We start from the raw sequence: 17722 nt of genomic DNA on the forward strand, positions 1-17722 counted from the left end.
ACATCGTCGGTAGCTGCAGTACACACCGCAGACATTGCGCGAACCTGCCGTCACCGCAGGCAATTGCAACGACTACCGGATCAGTGCTTCCACCGGGTCCAGCTGCGCCGCGCGACGTGCAGGCAGGAAGCCGAAACCGATGCCGATCAGGCTGGAGCACGCGAATGCCGCAATGATCGAGCTCGCCGAGAACACCAGGCTGAAGCCTACGTCCGCCAGTGCCAGCACCGCGCCCAGCAGCAACGCCACACCAATGCCCAGCACACCACCAAGCAGGCACACCAGTACCGACTCGATCAGGAACTGCTGCAGGATGTCGCTGCGGCGCGCGCCCACGGCCATGCGTACGCCGATCTCACGGGTGCGCTCGGTCACTGATACCAGCATGATGTTCATCACTCCTATACCACCCACCACCAGCGCGATGGCGGCGATGGAGCTGATCATCATGGTGAGGATGCCGGTGGTCTGTTCAATCGAGTGGCGGATCTGCGCGTTGTTGCTCATGTAGAAGTCGGTACTGCCGTGGCGGCGGGTCAGCAATCGTGCGATGGCCTGCTCGGCCGCTTCCATGCTGATCGCATCGGATACGCGCACGGTGATGCTGGATACATGGCTCTGGCCCAACACCCGCGCCATGGCCGTGGTGTAGGGCATCCACACCCGTAGCAGCGAGGCGTCGCCGGCGGCGCCGGCATCTTTCTTCACCACACCCACCACGCGCACCGGCACGGTGCCCAGCAGCAGGGTCTGCCCGATCGGGTTCTCGGCTGCGGCGAAGAAGCGCGCGCGGGTGTTGGCGTCGATGATCGCCACCTGCTGGTAGCCGGCCACACCCTGCGCGCCGAAGAAGGTGCCTTCGCCCAGCTTCAATCCATGCACGCGGAAGTACTGTTCGCTGACGCCCTGCACCTGCACGCTGGCCGAACGGTTGCCGCGCAGGGCAGTGCCCGTGGTGGCTACGCCCGGGGTGGCGCTGTCCACGAACGGTTGCCCTGCCAGGGCCACGCTGTCACCTGGGGTAAGGGTCTCCACCCGCGCCGCGTGCAGGTCGCCAAAGCCGGAGCCTGGATAGATCTCGATGGTGCTGGTGCCCAGCGAAGAGATGTTGGACAGGATGGCCTGCCGCGCGCCCGTACCCAGCGCGACCACCGAAACCACCGAGGCGATGCCGATGATGATGCCGAGCATGGTCAGGAAGGTACGCATGCGGTGCGCATTCATGGCGCGCAGGGCCATGCGGAAAGCCTCGGAGAAGCGATCGCGCACGGCCTGCCAGCCGATGCCATCGTTGCGTTGCGGCAGCGCGGACGGCGCCACACCCGCTGCCGACGCAGTACCCGTGGCACGGTCATCGACAATCCGACCATCGCGGATCTCGATGAGGCGCTGGGCGTGCTCGGCCACCGCCATGTCATGGGTCACCAGCACCACGGTGTGGCCTTCGGCATGCAGCTCGCCGAGGATCTTCATCACTTCCTTGCCCGACTGTGTATCCAGGGCGCCGGTCGGTTCGTCGGCGAAAATCACCGCACCGCCATTCATCAGTGCGCGGGCAATCGACACGCGTTGCTGCTGGCCGCCCGACAGCTCGCCGGGCAGATGTTGCATGCGTTCCCCCAGGCCCAGCCGCGCCAGCAGTTCGGCGGCCCGCGCGTGGCGCGCGGGGAAGGGCATGCCGGCATAGATCGCCGGCACTTCCACGTTGCCCAGCGCGGTCAGGTCGGCCAGCAGGTGGTAACGCTGGAAGATGAAGCCGAAGTGTTCGCGGCGCAGTTCGGCCAGTTCGTCGGGCGACATCTGCGCGGTCTGGCGCCCTGCAATCTGGTATTCGCCGGCTGAGGGCCGATCAAGGCAGCCGAGAATGTTCATCAGCGTCGACTTGCCCGAGCCGGACTGGCCGACGATGGCCACCAGTTCACCGGCATGGATGTCCAGGTCCACACCGTCCAGTACCACCAGCGCCTGCTCGCCGGCAGCGAATTCACGGCGCAGCCCACGTACGCTCAGCAGAGGCTCGCTCATGGGGGCGCTCATCGGGGCTGCGCGGGTGCGGCGGCGTCTTCGTCGCCGGCTTGAGCCAGAACGACCTGCTCGCCTTGCTTCAAGCCGCTGCGTACTTCCACCTGGATCTGGTCATCCAGCCCGATGGTGATGCGCCGCGCCACGGCGCGCCCGTCTGCACCGCGAACCTGCACGCTGTAGCTGCCATCGCCGGCCCGCGCACCCAGCGCGGCGGAGGGGATGGTCAGCACGTTGTTGGCACGGCCGAGCACGATGCGTACCTGGGCGGTCATGTAGCTGCGCAGGCGCCCATCACTGTTGTCCACGTCGAACTGGCCGTTGTAGTACATGGCGGTACGGCTGCCGGCGGACAACGCCGGTGACGTGAGGCTGGATGCATCTTCGTTGGTGATCGATTCGGGCGCGGGCGCAATGTCGCGCAGCGTGCTGCTGTAGCGGCGGCCCGCATCGCCAAGGATGGTGAAGAAGGCCTCCTGGCCGACCGTGGTGTGCACAACGTCGGCCTCGGAGATTTCGGCATAGACAGTCATCACGTCCTGGTTGCCCAGCATGACGATGGTGGGTGCGCTCTGTACCGCGTTCACCGTCTGCCCCTGACGGGCGACCACCGCCAGCACCGTGCCATCGGTAGGCGCGGTGATGCGGGTGTATTCCAGATTGGTCTGCGCGATGTCCACCTCGGTCTGCCGCTGCACGATCTCCCCATCCAGCGCTTTGATCTGTTCGCGTGTCGCCTCCACCTTGGCGGTGGCTGCGTCGAAGTTCGCGCGGGCAACCAGCTGCGATGCGACCAGCCGTTGCTGCCGCCGCAGGGTCAGTTCGAACTGGCGCAGATCGGTGGCCAGTGCATCGCGGTTGGCGCGTGCGGTGCGCTGCGCTGCCTGCGCACTCAGCAGTGCATTGCGCTGGGTACGGGAGTCGATGTCGGCAATCGGGTCACCTGCCTTCACCTTGTCGCCCAGCTTCACGTGCAGGGTTTCGATGCGTCCGGAAACCTGCGCGCCCACGCTTACCAGCCGTGATGGCTTCAGGGTGCCGGTGGCTTCCACCACCTGCTCGATGTTCCCACGCACCACGGTCGCGAGCTGCAGCAGTGGTGGCGGTGCCGGTCGGAGCCAGAACCAGGCGGCAATGGCAGTGCACAGTACGGCACCGGCGGTCATCAGCAGTCGGCGGTGTTTACGCGGTGCCGTGCTCATTCGCACAGCATCCAGAAGGGGCAGGTCATCGGTGGTCCTCGCGGCAGGAGAGATGCACGCGCCGGGTACCGGGCGTGGATGGCCGTCGAGTCTCAACGTGATGGATTGCGTGAACCTTGCGGCGCTGTCGTGGTTGTCAGGTCACTTCCATGGCGATGACCAGCGCCACGGCGACGAACTGCAAGGCACTGCCCAGCACCAGCAACGCGTTGCGAAGGCGGTTGGACGTCATGCGCAGGCTGCAGAGCTGGCACAGCGTGCCGATCACCAGCCCTGCGGCAGCGAGTGTGCTGGTCGGCTGCGCGTGCACGCGATGTATCACCAGCGGGACCCACGCGCTGGCCAGCATCATCCACGCTGCATGCCTGTCTACGTTGCGCAGAGCAGCAGGAAGGGTTCGCGCTGTAGTTGATCGCCATGCGGACAGCGCGTGCAGCACGGCATGTGCGACGACGAAGAGCAGCACTGCGCTGGTCAGTGCTGCGTGTGCATGGCGGTGCGTTGAAACCACCAGTGCACTGCCGGGCAGCAGCAGGAACAGCGCGGCAAAAAGACGAATCAGCACGTTCGGACGCTTCGCCGCAGGGATCGCGCGCACCCACTGTGGCCAATGCGGCAGTCCGCGCGCGCGATCGGCATGCGAGCGTCTATTCCACGCAGCCGCGGTCAAACCAGATGTGGCTGGTGTCGCGCGGGATCGGGCAGAATAGGAGGGTGGAGGAACTCCTTCGGTCACGTGCAGGCTTCCTGTCAGGATGGAACGCGATGGCACCGCAGATGCCATCGATTCGATGCTGCGCAGCGAACATTGCCGCAACCTTGCGTGTCATCGCTGTCTGCAGCGCACGGACAGGCGGCAGTCACCGATGTGCGGACGTCCTCAGTGCTCTAGCGATGGCGCAGAGACAACGCCCGGGTGCTGTGGGAATTCGACGCGGATCAGCGCGCCGCCACCGGGGGCATCCAGAATAGTGACATGGCCACCGTGACGGTCGATCACCTGCCGCACCAGGTTCAGTCCCAGGCCGGCGCCGGTCTGCCGTGGGCGCAGTCGCTGGAACGGCTCGAACACACGTTCGCGCTGGTCCACCGGAATGCCGGGGCCATCGTCTTCCACTTCCAGGCAGCTGCCCTGCACCCGCACAATGATCTGGCGGCCACCGTGCTCGGCGGCATTCAACACCAGGTTGGAGATCACCCGTTCGACCGCGCCAGCTTCACCGAGCACTGGGAAGTGTGGTTCCACCGCCACCGCCACCGTCTTGTCCGACTGGATCAGCAGGGGCGCTAGATCGGCCGCCACCCGTTTGGCCACCCGGGCCAGGTTGAGGGTTTCCTTCGGACCGTCCTTTTCCATGCGATGAAGGTCCAGCAGCTGCTCGGCCAGGGTCGCCAGACGCGCGACTTCCACGGCCAGGCTGCGCGAAGTCGAATCATCCGCGGCATCGATCTTTACCCGCAGGATCGCGATCGGCGTGCGCAACTCATGCGCCGCTGCGGCGATGAAACGGCGTTGCCGCTCGTGTCCTTCATCCAACCGACCCAATGCATCGTTGACGGCGGTTACCAGCGGCGCGATCTCCACCGGCACCGCGGTCTCGGTCAGGCGGATGCCACGACGGCTGGCCGAGATGTTGCGGGCTTCCTGCGCGATGCGCTCGACACCGGCCAGTGCCCGCCGCACGATGATCGGCGTCAGGATGATGGTGGCCAGCGCCAGCAGGAGGAAGATCGGCAGGGTGATGATGTGCGCGGCCAACGCCATCTGCATGGTCAGCGAATCGGTTTCGCCATGGGCCATGATGGTCAGCTTGCCGGCCGGTCCGCTGTGCTGGCGTACCACCACGGCCAGGCCATCGCTGCGATCACGCCCGCGCAGGTCGCCATAGGGGATGCCATCGAGGGCGCCGACCAGCGAGGCATAGGCCGGTGGCACATGACCGAAGGTGACGTGGTGCCCATGCTCGTCCTCGGCGATGAACCATGCGCCAGGGACGATCTTCAGCAGTTCGGACAGCTCCGGCGTGTGCTGCACGTACAGTTCGCCGTTGCGGTCGCGGTGCACCGCCTCGGCCGCCACCGGTGCGAAGGTCTGGATGGTGTAGTAGCCACCGCTGTCGGCACGAACCAGCACCATCAGCAGGGCGAAGAAGGCCACCAGCAGTGCGAGCAACTGGTAGATCAGCGTCTTGACGATCAGTGGGCGCTTCAACGACGGGCGACGCGCCATCACTTGCTTTCCCGCATCAGATAGCCAACCCCGCGAATGGCGTGGATCTCCACGCCCGCATCGGCGTCAGCGAGTTTTCGGCGCAGGCGCGAGACGTGCGAATCCAGGGTGTTGGAATGGATGCCGTCGTCGAAGCCATACACCGCCATCTCGATGGATTCGCGCAGCACGGTGCGGCCCAGGCGCCGTGCGAGGGCGGCCAGCACCCGGATCTCGCGCCGCGGCAGCTCCAGCCGTTGGCCGCCCACACTGGCCTCGCCCGAGGCGGGGTCGAACACCAATCGGCCGATGCTGATGGACTCCACCTGCAATCCGCTTGGACGACGGCCCGCAGCACGGATCCGCGCGAACAGCTCCTCCAGCGCGAAGGGTTTGGCCAGGTAGTCATCGGCGCCTTCATCCAGCCCGGCAATCCGGTCCGGCAACTGGCCCAGCGCGCTCAGCACGATGATCGGCACCCCGGGGTTGCGCTCGCGCAGCACCGAAATCAACGCCAGGCCATCGCCATCAGGCAGGGTGCGGTCCAGCAGCACCAGATCGTGCAGGCCGCACAGGGCCGCCTCCCGCGCCAGTGCCAGGGTATTGGCCACGTCCACCACATAGCGCTCGCGCTGCAGGGCAGACTTGAGGGTGGCGGCCAGTTCGGCTTCGTCTTCGATCAGCAGGATGTGCATCAGCAGGGCTTGGGCAGGGTGGGGCCGCAGAAGGGCGGTTCGGCACGCGCCGGCACCGTATTACAGGAACATTGCGTGAACATGGCGTGCCTGCACAGCCGCCGGCAGGTCATGCAGGGATGCGATGACGCCGTGGGGACGGCGCAAGGTTCACGCAATCCAGGCGCTCCAGCCTTGGCACCCATTCGCAGTTCCCATCCCTGGAGTCACCATGAAGTTGTTCGTTCCGCTGCTGTTCCTCGCCACGCTGACCGGCTGCACCACCGCCAAGATGACCGTCACCCCGGATGGCCGCCGCGGCGTTTCCATCGACTGCAGCGGCTCCAGTTCCTGGAGCGGTTGCTACGAGAAGGCCGGGCAGATGTGCCCCGGTGGCTACGTGGTCTTCAGCAAGGATGGCGACGAGGGCAACGCCATCGCGGTCGGCAACAAGAACGGCTTCACCTCCACCCAGATGGCCACGCGCTCGATGCTGGTGTCCTGCTCGGGCTGACGCCGGTCGGGGAAGTGGCCATGCCACTTCCCCGTCGCGTTGCGCTGCAGCGCTGGCCTAGAAGCTGTAACCGGCCTGCACATACACCCGGCGCGGCTCGCCCGGGAAATGGCCGTTGCGCTCGATGAATCCGCTGGCGGCATACACTTTGTCGAACAGGTTCTTGACGTTGGCCTGGAACTGCCACTGCTTCCACGTGGTTTTCCAGCTCATGTCGAACACGGTGTACGGCTTCACGCGCTGGCCATCCAGGCTGATGCGCTCATCCACGTAGTCGGCACCGAAGCCAACGGCCGAGTTGATCGCCGGCAGGTCGTAGCGCGTCCACAGGCCCAGTTTGTTGCGCGGTGCATTGGCGAAGCGATCGCCAGAGGCATTGGTGATGCCATTGGGGCCTGCGTCTTTCACCCGCGCGTCGTTGTAGGCGTAGGTCAGGTTCAGCACCCAGCGCTCGGTCACGTCGGCCAACAGATCCATCTCCATGCCGGTGCTGCGCACCAGGCCCAGCGCCGCCAGTTGGTTCACACCATTGATGACCTCGCCAGTGGCCTGCACGATGTTGCTGCGGTCGATACGGTAGGCCGCCAGGTTCAGGCTCAGGCGCTCGGCAAGCAGCGATTTCATGCCCACTTCCCATTGCCTGCTGCGCTCGGCATCGAACGGGCCGCCTGCGGCGGAACTCTGGTTGGCCGCCGACTGCGGCACGAAGCCGTTGGCCACGTTGGCATACAGGTTCAGTCCATCGCGAACGGTGAACGTACTGCCCAGGCGCCAGCTGATGTCGTTGCCATCCACGCTGCTGCCGGCAAGGCGGTCATCGTCCTTGAACCCATCCCAGCGCAGGCCGGCCAGCACGTGCCAGCGCGGGGTCAGGGCGAGCTCATCCTGCAGGTAACCGCCATAGCGCCTGCTGCGCGTGCTGGTGCTGCGCCAGGGCAGGCTGGACAGGTTGTAATCGTGCCAGGTGCTGGCGCCATACACCGGATTGAACAGGTCGATGCCACGCACCGGGCCGGCGCCGCGCGCGAGGTCGGCGCTGTTGGCGGTCTGCGCGGTAAAGTCCGCATCCAGCTGGTACACGTCCGCACCGAACAGCACCTTGTGTTCCACCGGACCGGTGCTTACCCGCCACACCGCATTGGCGTTGGCGGTGAACGCCTCGTTGTCGCGGATCTGGTTGCGCAGCTGCCGGGTCATCCATTCGGCCACGCCGTCGCGGTCGCGGTCGATCAGGCCCATCGGCTCGTGGTACATCTGGTGTTCGTTGTTGCTGAACCAGCGCGCGGCAATATCCACGTCCAGGTTGTCGCGTGGCGCGAAACGGTACTGTGCCAGCGCCACCTTGGCCCGCATGTCCAGGAAGTCGCTGGCCTCGTTGTGGTTCCAGCGGCGGTCGGTCAGGAAATTGCCTCTGTCATCGACCGGAACACCGCGCAGGCGATTGCCGCCCAGGTTCTGGGCAATGTCGGTGAACTGCAGCACCAGCTCGCCGGTGTCGCCCACGTCGAAGGCCAGCGAGGCATCGCCGATCACGCTTTCACTGTCGGTGTTCCAGCGCACGCCCTGCTCGTTGTCGCCATACAGGCCGGCGCGGTAGCGCACCGTGCCGGCTGCATTCAACGGCCCGGTACCTTCGATCGAGCCGGCGCGGAAATCCTTGTTTCCCATCTGCAGTTCAACGCGGCGTTCGGCAGTGGCCTTCGGCTTGCGGGTCACGTAGTTGATGACGCCGCCAGCGTCGCCACCCCCGTACAGTGCGCCGGCCGGCCCCTTCAGCACTTCCACCCGCTCGATGTTGAACAACTGCGGTACCGAGAATCCCGCATAAGGGTCGCCCCGCAGGCCGTCATACAGCACGTTCTCCTGGCGGAAACCACGCAGGGTCACCCCGGCATAGCTGAAGTAGCTGATGCCGCTGATGCTGCGATAGAGATCGGTCACCTGGCGTGCAGCCTGGTCGTCGATCAGTTCGCGCGGCAGTACCTGGATGGACTGCGGCACCAGTTCCAGCGGTGTATCGGTGCGGGTGCCGACAGCCGCGTCATCCACCCGGTACAACGTCTGTGCGCGGCCACGCACCTCCACCTTGTCCAGCTCCTGCACGCGGCTGGGCGGGGCGTCGGCCGCGTATCCGGGGGCGGCAAAAGCCAGTGTCGTCGCCAGGCACAGAATGCTGCGGCGGGGCAGGAAGTGGGGCATGGGCGTATCAGGCTTGTCTGCAAATGAGAAAGATTAGCATTTGCAATGATCGGGTGCCCATCCCCCGATTGCGTCATGGACGCGCGGACGGATCCGTATACGGCGTACCGGCCAATGCCACCAGCGTCCCCTTCGCGCCGCGCACGATCAGCGGCAGCATCGCCTGCCGCGGATCGCCGCCGAACGACATGGCGCGCAGCCCCTGTTCGTAGGCGGCCACCATCGACGCCATCAGCATCGAGGCGCCCAGTCGCGCCTCGGCATCATCCGCGGGCCGCCGCGCCGACGCGGCCATCAGCTGTGCCAGGTCGTCGGTCAGCAGCGCCTGCAGCTGCCGCGCATGGGCCACCAGTACGGTGCTTTGGGCCACGGTTTTCCAGAACGACGCCGCACCGGCGTTGATCCGCAGCAGCGGATGGCCGGTGTCCAGCAGTTCCCGCACCAGCCCTTGGAAGGCGGCCAGCGGCGTCATCGACGTGCGCGCGGCCATGCCCTCGCGCAGCAGCTGGCGCGCTTCGTCGTCACGGTCGAACACCAGCTGTTCCTTGCTGGCGAAGTAGTTGAACACCGTCTTGCGCGAAACCCCGGCGGCATCAGCAATCTCGCTCATCGACACCGCCTCGAAGCCGCGCTCGATGATCAGCCGGGTAGCGACGTCGGAAATCGCCTGTCGGGTCTCGGCTTTGCGCTGCTCGCGGCGGCCGGGTGGCGGGGGCATGGGCGGGTCACTTGTGGAAAAGTACACCGAGTGTAACATGGTGGCCGCCAGAGTGCCGACCGGGTGCTCACGAGGATTTCCAATGCGGTACGACGTCGTCATTGCCGGGGCTGGCCCGGTGGGACTGCTGCTGGCTTGTGAACTGTGTCAGGCAGGAAGCGCGGTGCTGGTACTGGAGCAGGCGGCCTCGCCGGATTCGCCGCTGAAGCGCCTGCCGTTCGGGCTGCGAGGTTTGAATGCCCCGACGCTGGAGGCGCTCGACAGGCGCGGTCTGCTGGACGCGGTGGCAGCCGGCCAGGTGCTGAAGCCGGAGAAGGGCCCGCCGCCGCCGGGAACCGCGCACTGGCTCTCGCAGCCACGCAAGCTGGGTGGTCACTTCGCGGGTATTCCGTTTGCACTGGACAATGTCGACAGCGGTCGCTGGCCGTGGCGCCTGCCCAGCCCGGTCGGCACGCAGATGGCGGTGGAACTGCAGGCGCTGGAGGCCGTGCTGGCCGAGCGCGCGCAGGCGCTGGGCGCAGTGATCCTGCGTGGTGCAGGCGTGCAGAGCGTGCGGATAGGGGCCGACGAGGTCCAGGTCGAGGCGGGCGGACAGGCCTTCCGCGGGCGCTGGCTGGTCGGCTGCGATGGAGGCCGCAGCACCGTGCGCAAGCAGTGCGGTTTCAGCTTTGCCGGCACCGCCCCGGAGTTCACCGGCCACTCGCTCAGTGTTGAACTGGAAGATCCGACGGTACTCAGCCCGGGGCGTCACACCACCGCGCAGGGCATGTGCAACTTCAATCCGCCGGGCACGATCGCCCTGGCCGACTTCGACGGCGGCGCGGGCCACCGCCAGCCACTTGATCGCGAATCGGCACAGGCGCTGCTGCGCCGCATCTCCGGCCGCGAAGCAACGATCACCGCACTGCATCTGGCCACCACCTGGACCGACGGCGCACGGCAGGCCACCGCCTATCGTCGTGGCCGCGTGCTGCTGGCCGGCGATGCCGCACATGTGCATTCGCCGCTGGGTGGGCAGGGTCTGAATCTGGGCCTGGGCGATGCGATGAACCTTGGCTGGAAGCTCGCCGCCGTCGTGCGCGGCGAGGCAGCTGATGCGCTGTTGGATACCTATCAGGCCGAACGCCATCCGATCGGCGCGCGCGTGCTGGAATGGTCGCGCGCGCAGGTCGCACTGATGCGCCCCAGCGCAGGCTCGCGTGCACTGGCTGCCATCGTCGCCGATCTGGCCGAAACGTGCGATGGCGCCACCTATCTCGCCGAGCGCGTATGGGGCGTGGGCCAGCCGCTGGATCTGGGCCATACCCATCCGCTGGTGGGCCGCAGCACGCCGGATTTCCTGCTGGCCGATGGTCGCCGCATGGGCGAACTGTTGCGGGCAGGGCAGGCGGTGCTGCTGGTGTTCGATGCTGATGCCTCGTTGTGCGAGGCGGTTGATGTCGAGCGGGCCCGCATCCTGTCCATCGCGCAGCCCGCTGTCGATTCGCTGGGCCTGTCGGCGCTGCTGGTTCGTCCGGACGGCATTGTCGCCTGGGCCAGTGATGGCGCCGATGCGGCAGGACTGGCGCAGGCGGTACAGGAATGGACGAGCTCAGCTGGCAGGGAAGCAATTGCCTGAGTTCCGGCGCAGCCCGCGCAGGGCTGCGCCGCCGTCTTTCAGGGATCCTTCTTCTTGCCGCTCAGGTCCAGCGGCTGGTCACTGCCTTTGCGTTCGCTCGACCAGACCTCAATGCTCTTGCTGCATCGGCTTTCGCGGGCGGCAACCTCAGGCGGCAGGTCCTTCACATGCGGCGACTCCTGGCAGGCTGCGTGCATGGCCGAGTCATCATAGGTGGCACAGGCGCTGATCGAAACGAGTGCAAGGACACAGAGGGCGGAGCGGAGCAGGGGCTGCAGGAGGCGCATGGGGGGATCTCAAGAGGGCCGGTCTGGCCATCGAATTCAATCCGTGACCTGACTCACGCGCAATCCGACTGGCAGCACTTGTTATTGAGTAACAATTGTGGAAGTGCTCAAGGGTTGCCCGCTGCACAATCAGGCAATGCAGATCAGGAACACCGTCGACAGCGCGAGCATCAGCACGAACACGCGCCGGCTCAAGGCCAGGCAGGTCAGGCAGGCCGCCAGCGCCCATGCAGCCAACACAGCACACCCCAGCAGCCACAGCGCCACCGTCATCATCGAGCCTGCCGCCGCCGCGGAGAGTGCAAAGGCCTTGAACAGCGCCACGCCCAGGACGCTGCCCAGCGCGCCGGCCCGCAGGGCAATCGCATCGTGGCAGGTGGGGGAAAGCTGGCGGTGCATGAGGGCTGTGTCGCGCTTTGGGAGAGGGCGTGCGCAACTCTGCAGCAAGGCGGATCTAGGCCGCGTGTTCGTCGCACCGCCAGCGCGCACATGCCGTGATGAGCTGACCACCGCATGTGCATGCTGCCTGCCAGTGCTGCCCGGTCAGCGCGCCGGTTGGGAGGCCAGCCTGTCGCGCCCACGCGGGGTCAGATCGATATCCGCATCTTCCGCCTGCACCGCCAGGCCTTCCTTCACGGCCCACGTCGCTGCATCGCTTCCTACTGGGCGCGCATCGGCAATGGCGCGCAGGATGGTGAGCTGTTCTTCAGTCAACGGCATGGTACGTCCTCATACGCCCAGCAGGGGCGGCAGTTGCCAGTCCGAAAGGCGCGCATTGCTGATGGCCTGATGGCAGCCACAGGCATCACAACGGAACAGGGTACCGCCCGGCAGGTGCAACAGGTTTGCGTCCTGGGCGCAGGTGATTTCCGCACAATGACGGCATGACACGGTAAGCGAAATGATGCGCTCCACGTCGCCGGAAATGTTGAACGCGGCCTCGAAGGCATGGATGGCGAAGTGGCCGGTGTCCGGCATGGTGTTCTCGGTTGCAGACAGGTGTCTCCATCCTCGTTTTCCCACCGTGATGAGGCTGTCAGGCCAGCGCGGTGGCGAAGTCAACGAGGTCCGCTGCTACGCTTCAGGACTGCGCATGCGGCTGGGATAGCATGCAGGTTGAATTTCCACTCGCCGCTGGTAACGGAGTAGCCCGCAATGGACATCGAACTGGACGGCAACCGCATCCACAGCGAGCGGGCATTCCACGAGACGCTGGCGCTCGCACTGGGTGTCGAGCGCGGTTATGGGAACAATCTCGACGCCCTCTGGGATCTGCTGAGTGCCAGCGTCGAGCGACCGCTGCAGCTGACCTGGAGCGGCCATCAGGTTTCCAGAGAGGCGCTGGGGCCTCGCTTCCAGCAGATCGTCGACGTGCTTGAGCGGGTGCAGCGCCAGGATGAGGCCATGGCACTGGACGAACGCTTCAGCTATTGCCTGCGGTAGGTTCGGTGTGCAGCCGCTGCCAGTGCGGTGCTACCTGTTGCCTCCAGGGCAACACCGTCGCCTGGGCGACGGCTGACGAACCGTGCGCAGTTCAGCGGCTGCCGGCGATGGCAACCCTGCGCTTCTCCAGCATCACCGACACGCACCACAGCAGCAGGCCGCCGACCGCCGTCGCCGCACCGACGTAACCGGTGGTGGCCGGGCTGAAGCCGGCGCTGATCGCCATGCCGCCCAGCCACGGGCCGAGCGCATTGGCGGTATTGAACGCCGCATGGTTGGAGGCGGCGGCCAGGGTCTGCGCCTCGCCGGCCACGTCCATCAGGCGCGTCTGCAACACCGCAGCCAGGGCGCCCATCGTACCCACTGTGATGATCATCGGGCCGATGGTCCACGCCGATTCGGCAGCCAGCGGATACAGCAGCAGCATCACGATCGACCACACCAGCACCACGGCGGCGGCCTTGAAGTGGAATTTGTCGACCAGCCAGCCGCCGGCGATGTTGCCGATGATCGCGCCGATGCCGAATACGCCCACCGCGAGCGGCATCCACGACTCGGCCACGCCGGTCACCTGCACCAGGGTCGGTGCCAGGTAGGTGAACACGCAGAACATGCCGGCAAAGCCCACCGCACCGATCGACAGCGCCAGCCAAACCTGGGTGGTGTTGAATGCCCGCAGCTCGCGCATCGGCGAGGTCCGCACCTCATCCGGATCGGGCAGCAGGAAGCGCGCGATCATCGCCACCGTGGCGATGGCCAGCACGCTGACCAGGGCGAAGGCAGTGCGCCAGCTCAGCTGCTGGCCCAGCCAGGTGGTCAGCGGATTGCCGATCAGGATCGCCACCGACAGCCCCAACAGCACGCGCGACATCGCTTGCCCGCGCTGCCCGGCCGGGCTGATCGCTGCGGCCACCAGCATCGCCACGCCGAAGTAGGCGCCATGCGGCAGGCCAGCGACGAAGCGCGCCACCAGCATCGTGCCGTAGTTCGGCGCCAACGCGCTGGCCAGATTGCCGACGGCATAGAACCCCATCAGCGCCAGCAGCAGCTTGCGGCGCGGGAAGCTTGCGCCGACGAAGGCCAGGATCGGTGCGCCCACCACCACGCCGATGGCGTATGCGCTGATCAGGTGGCCGACCTGCGTCTCGCTGATCGACAGGCCGCGGCTGATCTCCAGCATCAGGCCCATGCTGGCGAATTCACTGGTGCCGATGGCGAAGCCGCCCAACGACAGGGCGAGGATGATCAGGGTGCGCTGGCGCGGCGTCAGCCGAGCGGCCAGGGGGGAATTGGGGCTCATTCGGGGGCGCAAAGGGGCGGGGGAAGCGCCCCATTGTACTGCTGCACCGCAACAGGCATCAGCCGGGCTGGGGGTAAATCAGTGTTCGATGGGTGGTGCTGCCGACGTGGCCGGCTGGCCAAGCGCCGCCAGGGCCCATCGATATTTGTCACGCAGGCGCTCGGCGGTGGCGGCATCCAGCCATGCCAGCCGCGCTTCATCGGCATTGTCGGCGATGTCGGCCAGCTTGACCTTCAGTGCCAGCGGATCCGCCGAAATTCGTGCGTAGTACGTGTCGGCATCCGCCGCAGACGTCCGGCTCAGCAGCCGGACCGCGTCCTGCAACGGGGCGGGAAAGGCCTGCACCCGCACAGCGAAGGCCGGGCAGTCCTCGATCACATCATGCAGCCAGGCCACCGCCTCGGCTTCATCATCGCCGCGCACGGCAGCGGCCACCCGGCCAACGTGGCCGATGTAGGGGTGTCCCGCCTTGTCGACCTGGCCGGCATGGGCCTCCAGCGCCAGCGTGCGTGCACGTGCTACCCAGTCCATTGCGATCTCCCCGGTGCAAGCGTGTATTGTCGTACGGACTGTCTGCATGCCGCCACCACGGCCGTGCAGGCATGATCGGACGCTGCAGGAATGGCATCTGGATTCCATCAGGGAGATGAGACATGCAGGAATACACCCATCAGCTGGAACTACGCGGCCGCTTCCGTCTGGTAGCGGTGACCCACGAGCCGGTGTACGCTCCCGGCGATGTGGTCGGCCATGCGGTCATCGTCGACGATGGGGAGCGTCTGACCGACCTGATGTCGTTGGCCGATGCGCGCCGGTACCTTGAGGAACTGGTGCGGGAAGAGGGCGTGGAGCCCGGGCTGGAAAATGAAGTCAACCTGCGGAGAAGGGCGTCGCAGCGACGCCGCCGCTAAGCCGTCGCGCCCTCGGGCGCATCATGGAGGATTCGGGTGTTGTCCAGTAAGAAGTATCTGCTCATCGCCATCATCACGCTGGCGACCCTGCTGCTTGGGTTCGTGCTTTCCGGTTGCCTGACGCTGCTGCTGCTTGGTCTGGATACCAAGCTGCTCACCTGGAATACCTATTACCAGTATTTCCACGCCATCGGCCAGCCGCAGGTTGCCCCGTTCGTGGGCAAGATCAAATGGGCCGGCTACCTCGGCTTCGGCCTGCCGCTGCTGGTGCTGGCCATCGTCGGCCTGGTCGTGCTGCTGAAGAAGGACAAGCGCTCGCTGCACGGCGACGCGCGCTTTGCCACCAGCGCCGATCTGGCCAAGCATGGCATGTTCAAGAAGAGCGGCCAGAGCATCGTGGTCGGCAGCCATGGCGGCAAGCTGGTGCGGCTGGACGGCCAGCAATTCGTGATCCTGGCGGCCCCGACCCGTTCGGGCAAGGGCGTCGGCGTGGTCATCCCGAACCTGCTGGAGTACGGCGAATCTCTGGTGGTGCTGGACATCAAACAGGAAAACTTCGACCTTACCAGTGGTTGGCGCGCCAGCCAGGGGCAGGAGATCTACCTGTTCAACCCCTTCGCCGAAGATCGCCGCACCCATCGCTGGAACCCGCTCAGCTATGTCTCCGACGACCCGGCGTTCCGTGTCTCGGACCTGATGAGCATCGGTGCGATGCTGTATCCCGATGGCTCGGAAGACCAGAAGTTCTGGATCAGCCAGGCGCGCAATGCCTTCATCGCCTTCACCCTGTACCTGTTCGAGAACTGGGATGACGAGCGCAGCAGCGGCTTCCCGGGCGGGCAGGGCACACCGACCCTGGGCGCGGTGTACCGCCTGTCCTCCGGCGATGGCAGCGACCTGAAGAAGTTCCTCAAGGGCCTGTCCGAGCGTCCATTCCTCAGCAGCAACGCGCGCTCGGCATTCGCCAACATGCTGTCCCAGGCCGACGAGACCTTCGCCTCGATCCTGGGTACCTTCAAGGAACCGCTGAACCCCTGGATCAACCCCGTGCTGGACAAGGCCACCAGCACCAACGACTTCCTGCTCACCGACGTGCGCAAGAAGAAGATGACCATCTACATCGGCATCCAGCCCAACAAGCTGGCCGAAAGCCGATTGATCATCAACCTGTTCTTCAGCCAGCTGATCAACCTCAACACCAAGGAACTGCCCAAGTCCAATCCGGACCTGAAGTACCAGTGCCTGCTGTTGATGGACGAATTCACCTCGATCGGCAAGGTCGAAATCATCGCCTCGGCGGTGTCCTACATGGCCGGTTACAACGTGCGCCTGCTGCCGATCATCCAGAGCATGTCGCAGCTGGATGCCACCTATGGCCGCGAAGTCTCGCGCACGATCATCACCAACCACGCGCTGCAGATCCTGTACGCCCCGCGCGAGCAACAGGACGCCAACGACTATTCGGACATGCTGGGTTACACCACCATCCGCAAGAAGAACGTCACCCACGCGCGCGAAAAGACCCACAGCTTCACCGAGGAGCGTCGCGCGCTGATGCTGCCGCAGGAGCTCAAGGCGATGGGGCCGGACAAGGAAGTCTTCCTGTACGAAGGCATCCCGCATCCGGTCAAGTGCGACAAGATTCGCTATTACAAGGACCGCTATTTCACGTCACGTCTACTGCCAAAGGTTGACGTGCCGATGCTTGATGTCTAAGTTGAAGCCTTGAAAGTGTGACGGATGCACGCGTTCACGGAAGTGAATTAGTGAGGTGCGTCAAAGAAACGCCATACGTTGGTCAAAATTCAGATTTGTCTGACATCGAATTGACGCGTAGTTGTGCGACTCTATGCGTGGCTTGCGGATCTGTGTGATTCGTCATGCTTTCAGAGTGGCCAGGAGTTTCAGCCATGGGAACAGGGATGGTTCCGACGTTGGTGAGGGTGCGTGAGAGGGGCCTCGGATGAGGTTGCTTCACGCGACTTGGTTGGCAGCTTTCGAGCTGCAGGGGAACCGTGCCCATGTGCTGTTAAGCAGTGCATTCGTTACGTTTCCGGCGTGCATCGCGCAGTGCCGGACGACCAAGGGACCAACATCGGGACTGCTTTTTCGTACGTCAAAGTGAAGCCCGTATGAATCAGGCGTTTATTGCAAAAATGTCCATCGCCGCAGTGGCGGCGTTGATGGTGGCAGGTTGTGCTACCAAGCCCGCACCCGACTTTGGAGGGCGTTGGAAGCCGGTCAACCGTTTCGCGACGGCTCCGACCGAGATTCCGCTGTACTCCAGCTACGTCTATCAGGCGTCGCCGATGGATCGCACGCTGAAGGCCATGCTCGAGCGCTGGGCCAAGGATTCCGGCCGTACGCTGGACTATCGCCTCAGTTCGGATTTCACCCTGTATGGCGCGGTGTCGGAGATCGACACCACCAACGCACAGCAGGCCGTGATCGATCTCACGGCGGCCTATGCGGCGCAGGGCGTTTCCGTCTCCATCGTCGGCAACCAGATCGTCGTGCAGAGCGCTGGATCGACGCCGACCGCGTCGGCCCAGGATCCTGAAGCCAGCAGCGGCAGCTGAGACCGCGTCGAAATCATCGAACGTGCCGCACCCCGCGCCTGGCGCA

The 17722-nt window shown here is 65.4% G+C and carries 19 protein-coding genes; 6 read left to right on the forward strand and 13 right to left on the reverse strand.

Annotated elements, in window-relative coordinates; translation table 11 throughout:
• Positions 1–72: 72 nt before the first annotated feature.
• From K5K93_RS00115 to K5K93_RS00135, 5 genes are all read right to left on the reverse strand, one after another.
• The gene (locus K5K93_RS00115; protein WP_222388994.1) at positions 73–2037 is read right to left on the reverse strand and encodes a MacB family efflux pump subunit; all 1965 of its coding nucleotides are present in this window, start codon (positions 2035–2037) and stop codon (positions 73–75) included.
• Positions 2034–3224, reverse strand: coding sequence for an efflux RND transporter periplasmic adaptor subunit (locus K5K93_RS00120; RefSeq protein ID WP_222388996.1), 1191 nt, complete (start codon positions 3222–3224; stop codon positions 2034–2036). Before K5K93_RS00120 ends, K5K93_RS00115 begins: the two co-directional genes overlap by 4 nt.
• Before the next feature lie 136 nt (positions 3225–3360).
• The gene (locus K5K93_RS00125) at positions 3361–3789 is read right to left on the reverse strand and encodes a hypothetical protein (RefSeq protein WP_261311884.1); all 429 of its coding nucleotides are present in this window, start codon (positions 3787–3789) and stop codon (positions 3361–3363) included.
• A 315-nt stretch (positions 3790–4104) separates the two neighbouring features.
• Entirely contained in the window at positions 4105–5454 is a 1350-nt protein-coding gene (locus tag K5K93_RS00130) for a HAMP domain-containing sensor histidine kinase (protein WP_222388998.1), read from the reverse strand.
• Positions 5454–6128 carry a response regulator transcription factor gene (locus K5K93_RS00135; RefSeq protein WP_025878734.1) on the reverse strand — a complete coding sequence of 225 codons (675 nt, stop codon included), beginning with the start codon at positions 6126–6128 and terminating at the stop codon, positions 5454–5456. The genes K5K93_RS00130 and K5K93_RS00135 overlap by 1 nt, the downstream gene beginning before the upstream one ends.
• 211 nt (positions 6129–6339) lie before the next feature.
• Between K5K93_RS00135 and K5K93_RS00140 the strand changes: the two genes are divergently transcribed.
• Positions 6340–6621, forward strand: a complete 282-nt coding sequence (locus K5K93_RS00140) for a hypothetical protein (RefSeq protein ID WP_033831436.1) — start codon at positions 6340–6342, stop codon at positions 6619–6621.
• A gap of 57 nt (positions 6622–6678) precedes the next feature.
• On the opposite strand, the gene K5K93_RS00145 is transcribed toward K5K93_RS00140, so the two are convergent.
• Both K5K93_RS00145 and K5K93_RS00150 read right to left on the reverse strand, forming a co-directional pair.
• Positions 6679–8820, reverse strand: coding sequence for a TonB-dependent receptor (locus K5K93_RS00145; protein ID WP_222389000.1), 2142 nt, complete (start codon positions 8818–8820; stop codon positions 6679–6681).
• A 73-nt stretch (positions 8821–8893) separates the two neighbouring features.
• Positions 8894–9538, reverse strand: coding sequence for a TetR/AcrR family transcriptional regulator (locus K5K93_RS00150; protein ID WP_222389002.1), 645 nt, complete (start codon positions 9536–9538; stop codon positions 8894–8896).
• Positions 9539–9620: 82 nt separating this feature from the next.
• Here K5K93_RS00150 and K5K93_RS00155 point away from each other — a divergent pair, with 82 nt between their 5' ends.
• The gene (locus K5K93_RS00155; RefSeq protein WP_222389004.1) at positions 9621–11156 is read left to right on the forward strand and encodes an FAD-dependent monooxygenase; all 1536 of its coding nucleotides are present in this window, start codon (positions 9621–9623) and stop codon (positions 11154–11156) included.
• Between the two features lie 38 nt (positions 11157–11194).
• Here K5K93_RS00155 and K5K93_RS00160 read toward each other — a convergent pair whose 3' ends face one another.
• The 4 genes from K5K93_RS00160 to K5K93_RS00175 form a co-directional block, all read right to left on the reverse strand.
• The gene (locus tag K5K93_RS00160) at positions 11195–11443 is read right to left on the reverse strand and encodes a hypothetical protein (protein ID WP_222389006.1); all 249 of its coding nucleotides are present in this window, start codon (positions 11441–11443) and stop codon (positions 11195–11197) included.
• Positions 11444–11572: 129 nt separating this feature from the next.
• Positions 11573–11842: a hypothetical protein gene (locus K5K93_RS00165; protein WP_132824804.1), complete on the reverse strand. Its 270-nt coding sequence runs from the start codon at positions 11840–11842 to the stop codon at positions 11573–11575.
• Positions 11843–11986: 144 nt separating this feature from the next.
• On the reverse strand, positions 11987–12163 hold the full coding sequence (locus tag K5K93_RS00170; RefSeq protein WP_222389008.1) for a hypothetical protein: 177 nt from the start codon (positions 12161–12163) through the stop codon (positions 11987–11989).
• Between the two features lie 9 nt (positions 12164–12172).
• Entirely contained in the window at positions 12173–12421 is a 249-nt protein-coding gene (locus K5K93_RS00175) for a hypothetical protein (protein WP_025878727.1), read from the reverse strand.
• 177 nt (positions 12422–12598) lie between these two features.
• Here K5K93_RS00175 and K5K93_RS00180 point away from each other — a divergent pair, with 177 nt between their 5' ends.
• The gene (locus K5K93_RS00180; protein ID WP_222389009.1) at positions 12599–12886 is read left to right on the forward strand and encodes a barstar family protein; all 288 of its coding nucleotides are present in this window, start codon (positions 12599–12601) and stop codon (positions 12884–12886) included.
• Positions 12887–12977: 91 nt separating this feature from the next.
• Here the strand turns inward: K5K93_RS00180 and K5K93_RS00185 are convergent, their stop codons facing one another.
• A complete protein-coding gene (locus K5K93_RS00185; RefSeq protein ID WP_222389011.1) occupies positions 12978–14186 on the reverse strand; it encodes an MFS transporter in 1209 nt (402 codons plus the stop codon).
• 78 nt (positions 14187–14264) lie between these two features.
• Positions 14265–14717 (reverse strand): phosphohydrolase, encoded by a 453-nt coding sequence (locus K5K93_RS00190; RefSeq protein WP_222389015.1) that lies wholly within the window; start codon positions 14715–14717, stop codon positions 14265–14267.
• A 122-nt stretch (positions 14718–14839) separates the two neighbouring features.
• Here K5K93_RS00190 and K5K93_RS00195 point away from each other — a divergent pair, with 122 nt between their 5' ends.
• The 3 genes from K5K93_RS00195 (at position 14840) to K5K93_RS00205 (ending at position 17676) form a co-directional block, all read left to right on the forward strand.
• Positions 14840–15097 (forward strand): hypothetical protein, encoded by a 258-nt coding sequence (locus K5K93_RS00195; RefSeq protein WP_222389018.1) that lies wholly within the window; start codon positions 14840–14842, stop codon positions 15095–15097.
• Positions 15098–15133: 36 nt separating this feature from the next.
• Positions 15134–16813: a type IV secretory system conjugative DNA transfer family protein gene (locus K5K93_RS00200; RefSeq protein ID WP_222389019.1), complete on the forward strand. Its 1680-nt coding sequence runs from the start codon at positions 15134–15136 to the stop codon at positions 16811–16813.
• Positions 16814–17229: 416 nt separating this feature from the next.
• The gene (locus K5K93_RS00205; RefSeq protein ID WP_025878721.1) at positions 17230–17676 is read left to right on the forward strand and encodes a hypothetical protein; all 447 of its coding nucleotides are present in this window, start codon (positions 17230–17232) and stop codon (positions 17674–17676) included.
• Positions 17677–17722 lie beyond the last annotated feature (46 nt).

Origin of the sequence: Stenotrophomonas sp. DR822 (assembly GCF_019793815.1) — a bacterium.
GTDB classification, from domain to species: Bacteria; Pseudomonadota; Gammaproteobacteria; order Xanthomonadales; family Xanthomonadaceae; genus Stenotrophomonas; species Stenotrophomonas indicatrix.

Bases quoted from the DNA above. Each gene is read 5' to 3' on its own strand.
- K5K93_RS00115 (WP_222388994.1), bottom strand. From the start codon at position 2,037: ATGAGCGCCCCCATGAGCGAGCCTCTGCTGAGCGTACGTGGGCTGCGC.
- K5K93_RS00120 (WP_222388996.1), bottom strand. From the start codon at position 3,224: ATGAGCACGGCACCGCGTAAACACCGCCGACTGCTGATGACCGCCGGT.
- K5K93_RS00130 (WP_222388998.1), bottom strand. From the start codon at position 5,454: ATGGCGCGTCGCCCGTCGTTGAAGCGCCCACTGATCGTCAAGACGCTG.
- K5K93_RS00135 (WP_025878734.1), bottom strand. From the start codon at position 6,128: ATGCACATCCTGCTGATCGAAGACGAAGCCGAACTGGCCGCCACCCTC.
- K5K93_RS00140 (WP_033831436.1), top strand. From the start codon at position 6,340: ATGAAGTTGTTCGTTCCGCTGCTGTTCCTCGCCACGCTGACCGGCTGC.
- K5K93_RS00145 (WP_222389000.1), bottom strand. From the start codon at position 8,820: ATGCCCCACTTCCTGCCCCGCCGCAGCATTCTGTGCCTGGCGACGACA.
- K5K93_RS00150 (WP_222389002.1), bottom strand. From the start codon at position 9,538: ATGCCCCCGCCACCCGGCCGCCGCGAGCAGCGCAAAGCCGAGACCCGA.
- K5K93_RS00155 (WP_222389004.1), top strand. From the start codon at position 9,621: ATGCGGTACGACGTCGTCATTGCCGGGGCTGGCCCGGTGGGACTGCTG.
- K5K93_RS00160 (WP_222389006.1), bottom strand. From the start codon at position 11,443: ATGCGCCTCCTGCAGCCCCTGCTCCGCTCCGCCCTCTGTGTCCTTGCA.
- K5K93_RS00165 (WP_132824804.1), bottom strand. From the start codon at position 11,842: ATGCACCGCCAGCTTTCCCCCACCTGCCACGATGCGATTGCCCTGCGG.
- K5K93_RS00170 (WP_222389008.1), bottom strand. From the start codon at position 12,163: ATGCCGTTGACTGAAGAACAGCTCACCATCCTGCGCGCCATTGCCGAT.
- K5K93_RS00175 (WP_025878727.1), bottom strand. From the start codon at position 12,421: ATGCCGGACACCGGCCACTTCGCCATCCATGCCTTCGAGGCCGCGTTC.
- K5K93_RS00180 (WP_222389009.1), top strand. From the start codon at position 12,599: ATGGACATCGAACTGGACGGCAACCGCATCCACAGCGAGCGGGCATTC.
- K5K93_RS00185 (WP_222389011.1), bottom strand. From the start codon at position 14,186: ATGAGCCCCAATTCCCCCCTGGCCGCTCGGCTGACGCCGCGCCAGCGC.
- K5K93_RS00190 (WP_222389015.1), bottom strand. From the start codon at position 14,717: ATGGACTGGGTAGCACGTGCACGCACGCTGGCGCTGGAGGCCCATGCC.
- K5K93_RS00195 (WP_222389018.1), top strand. From the start codon at position 14,840: ATGCAGGAATACACCCATCAGCTGGAACTACGCGGCCGCTTCCGTCTG.
- K5K93_RS00205 (WP_025878721.1), top strand. From the start codon at position 17,230: ATGAATCAGGCGTTTATTGCAAAAATGTCCATCGCCGCAGTGGCGGCG.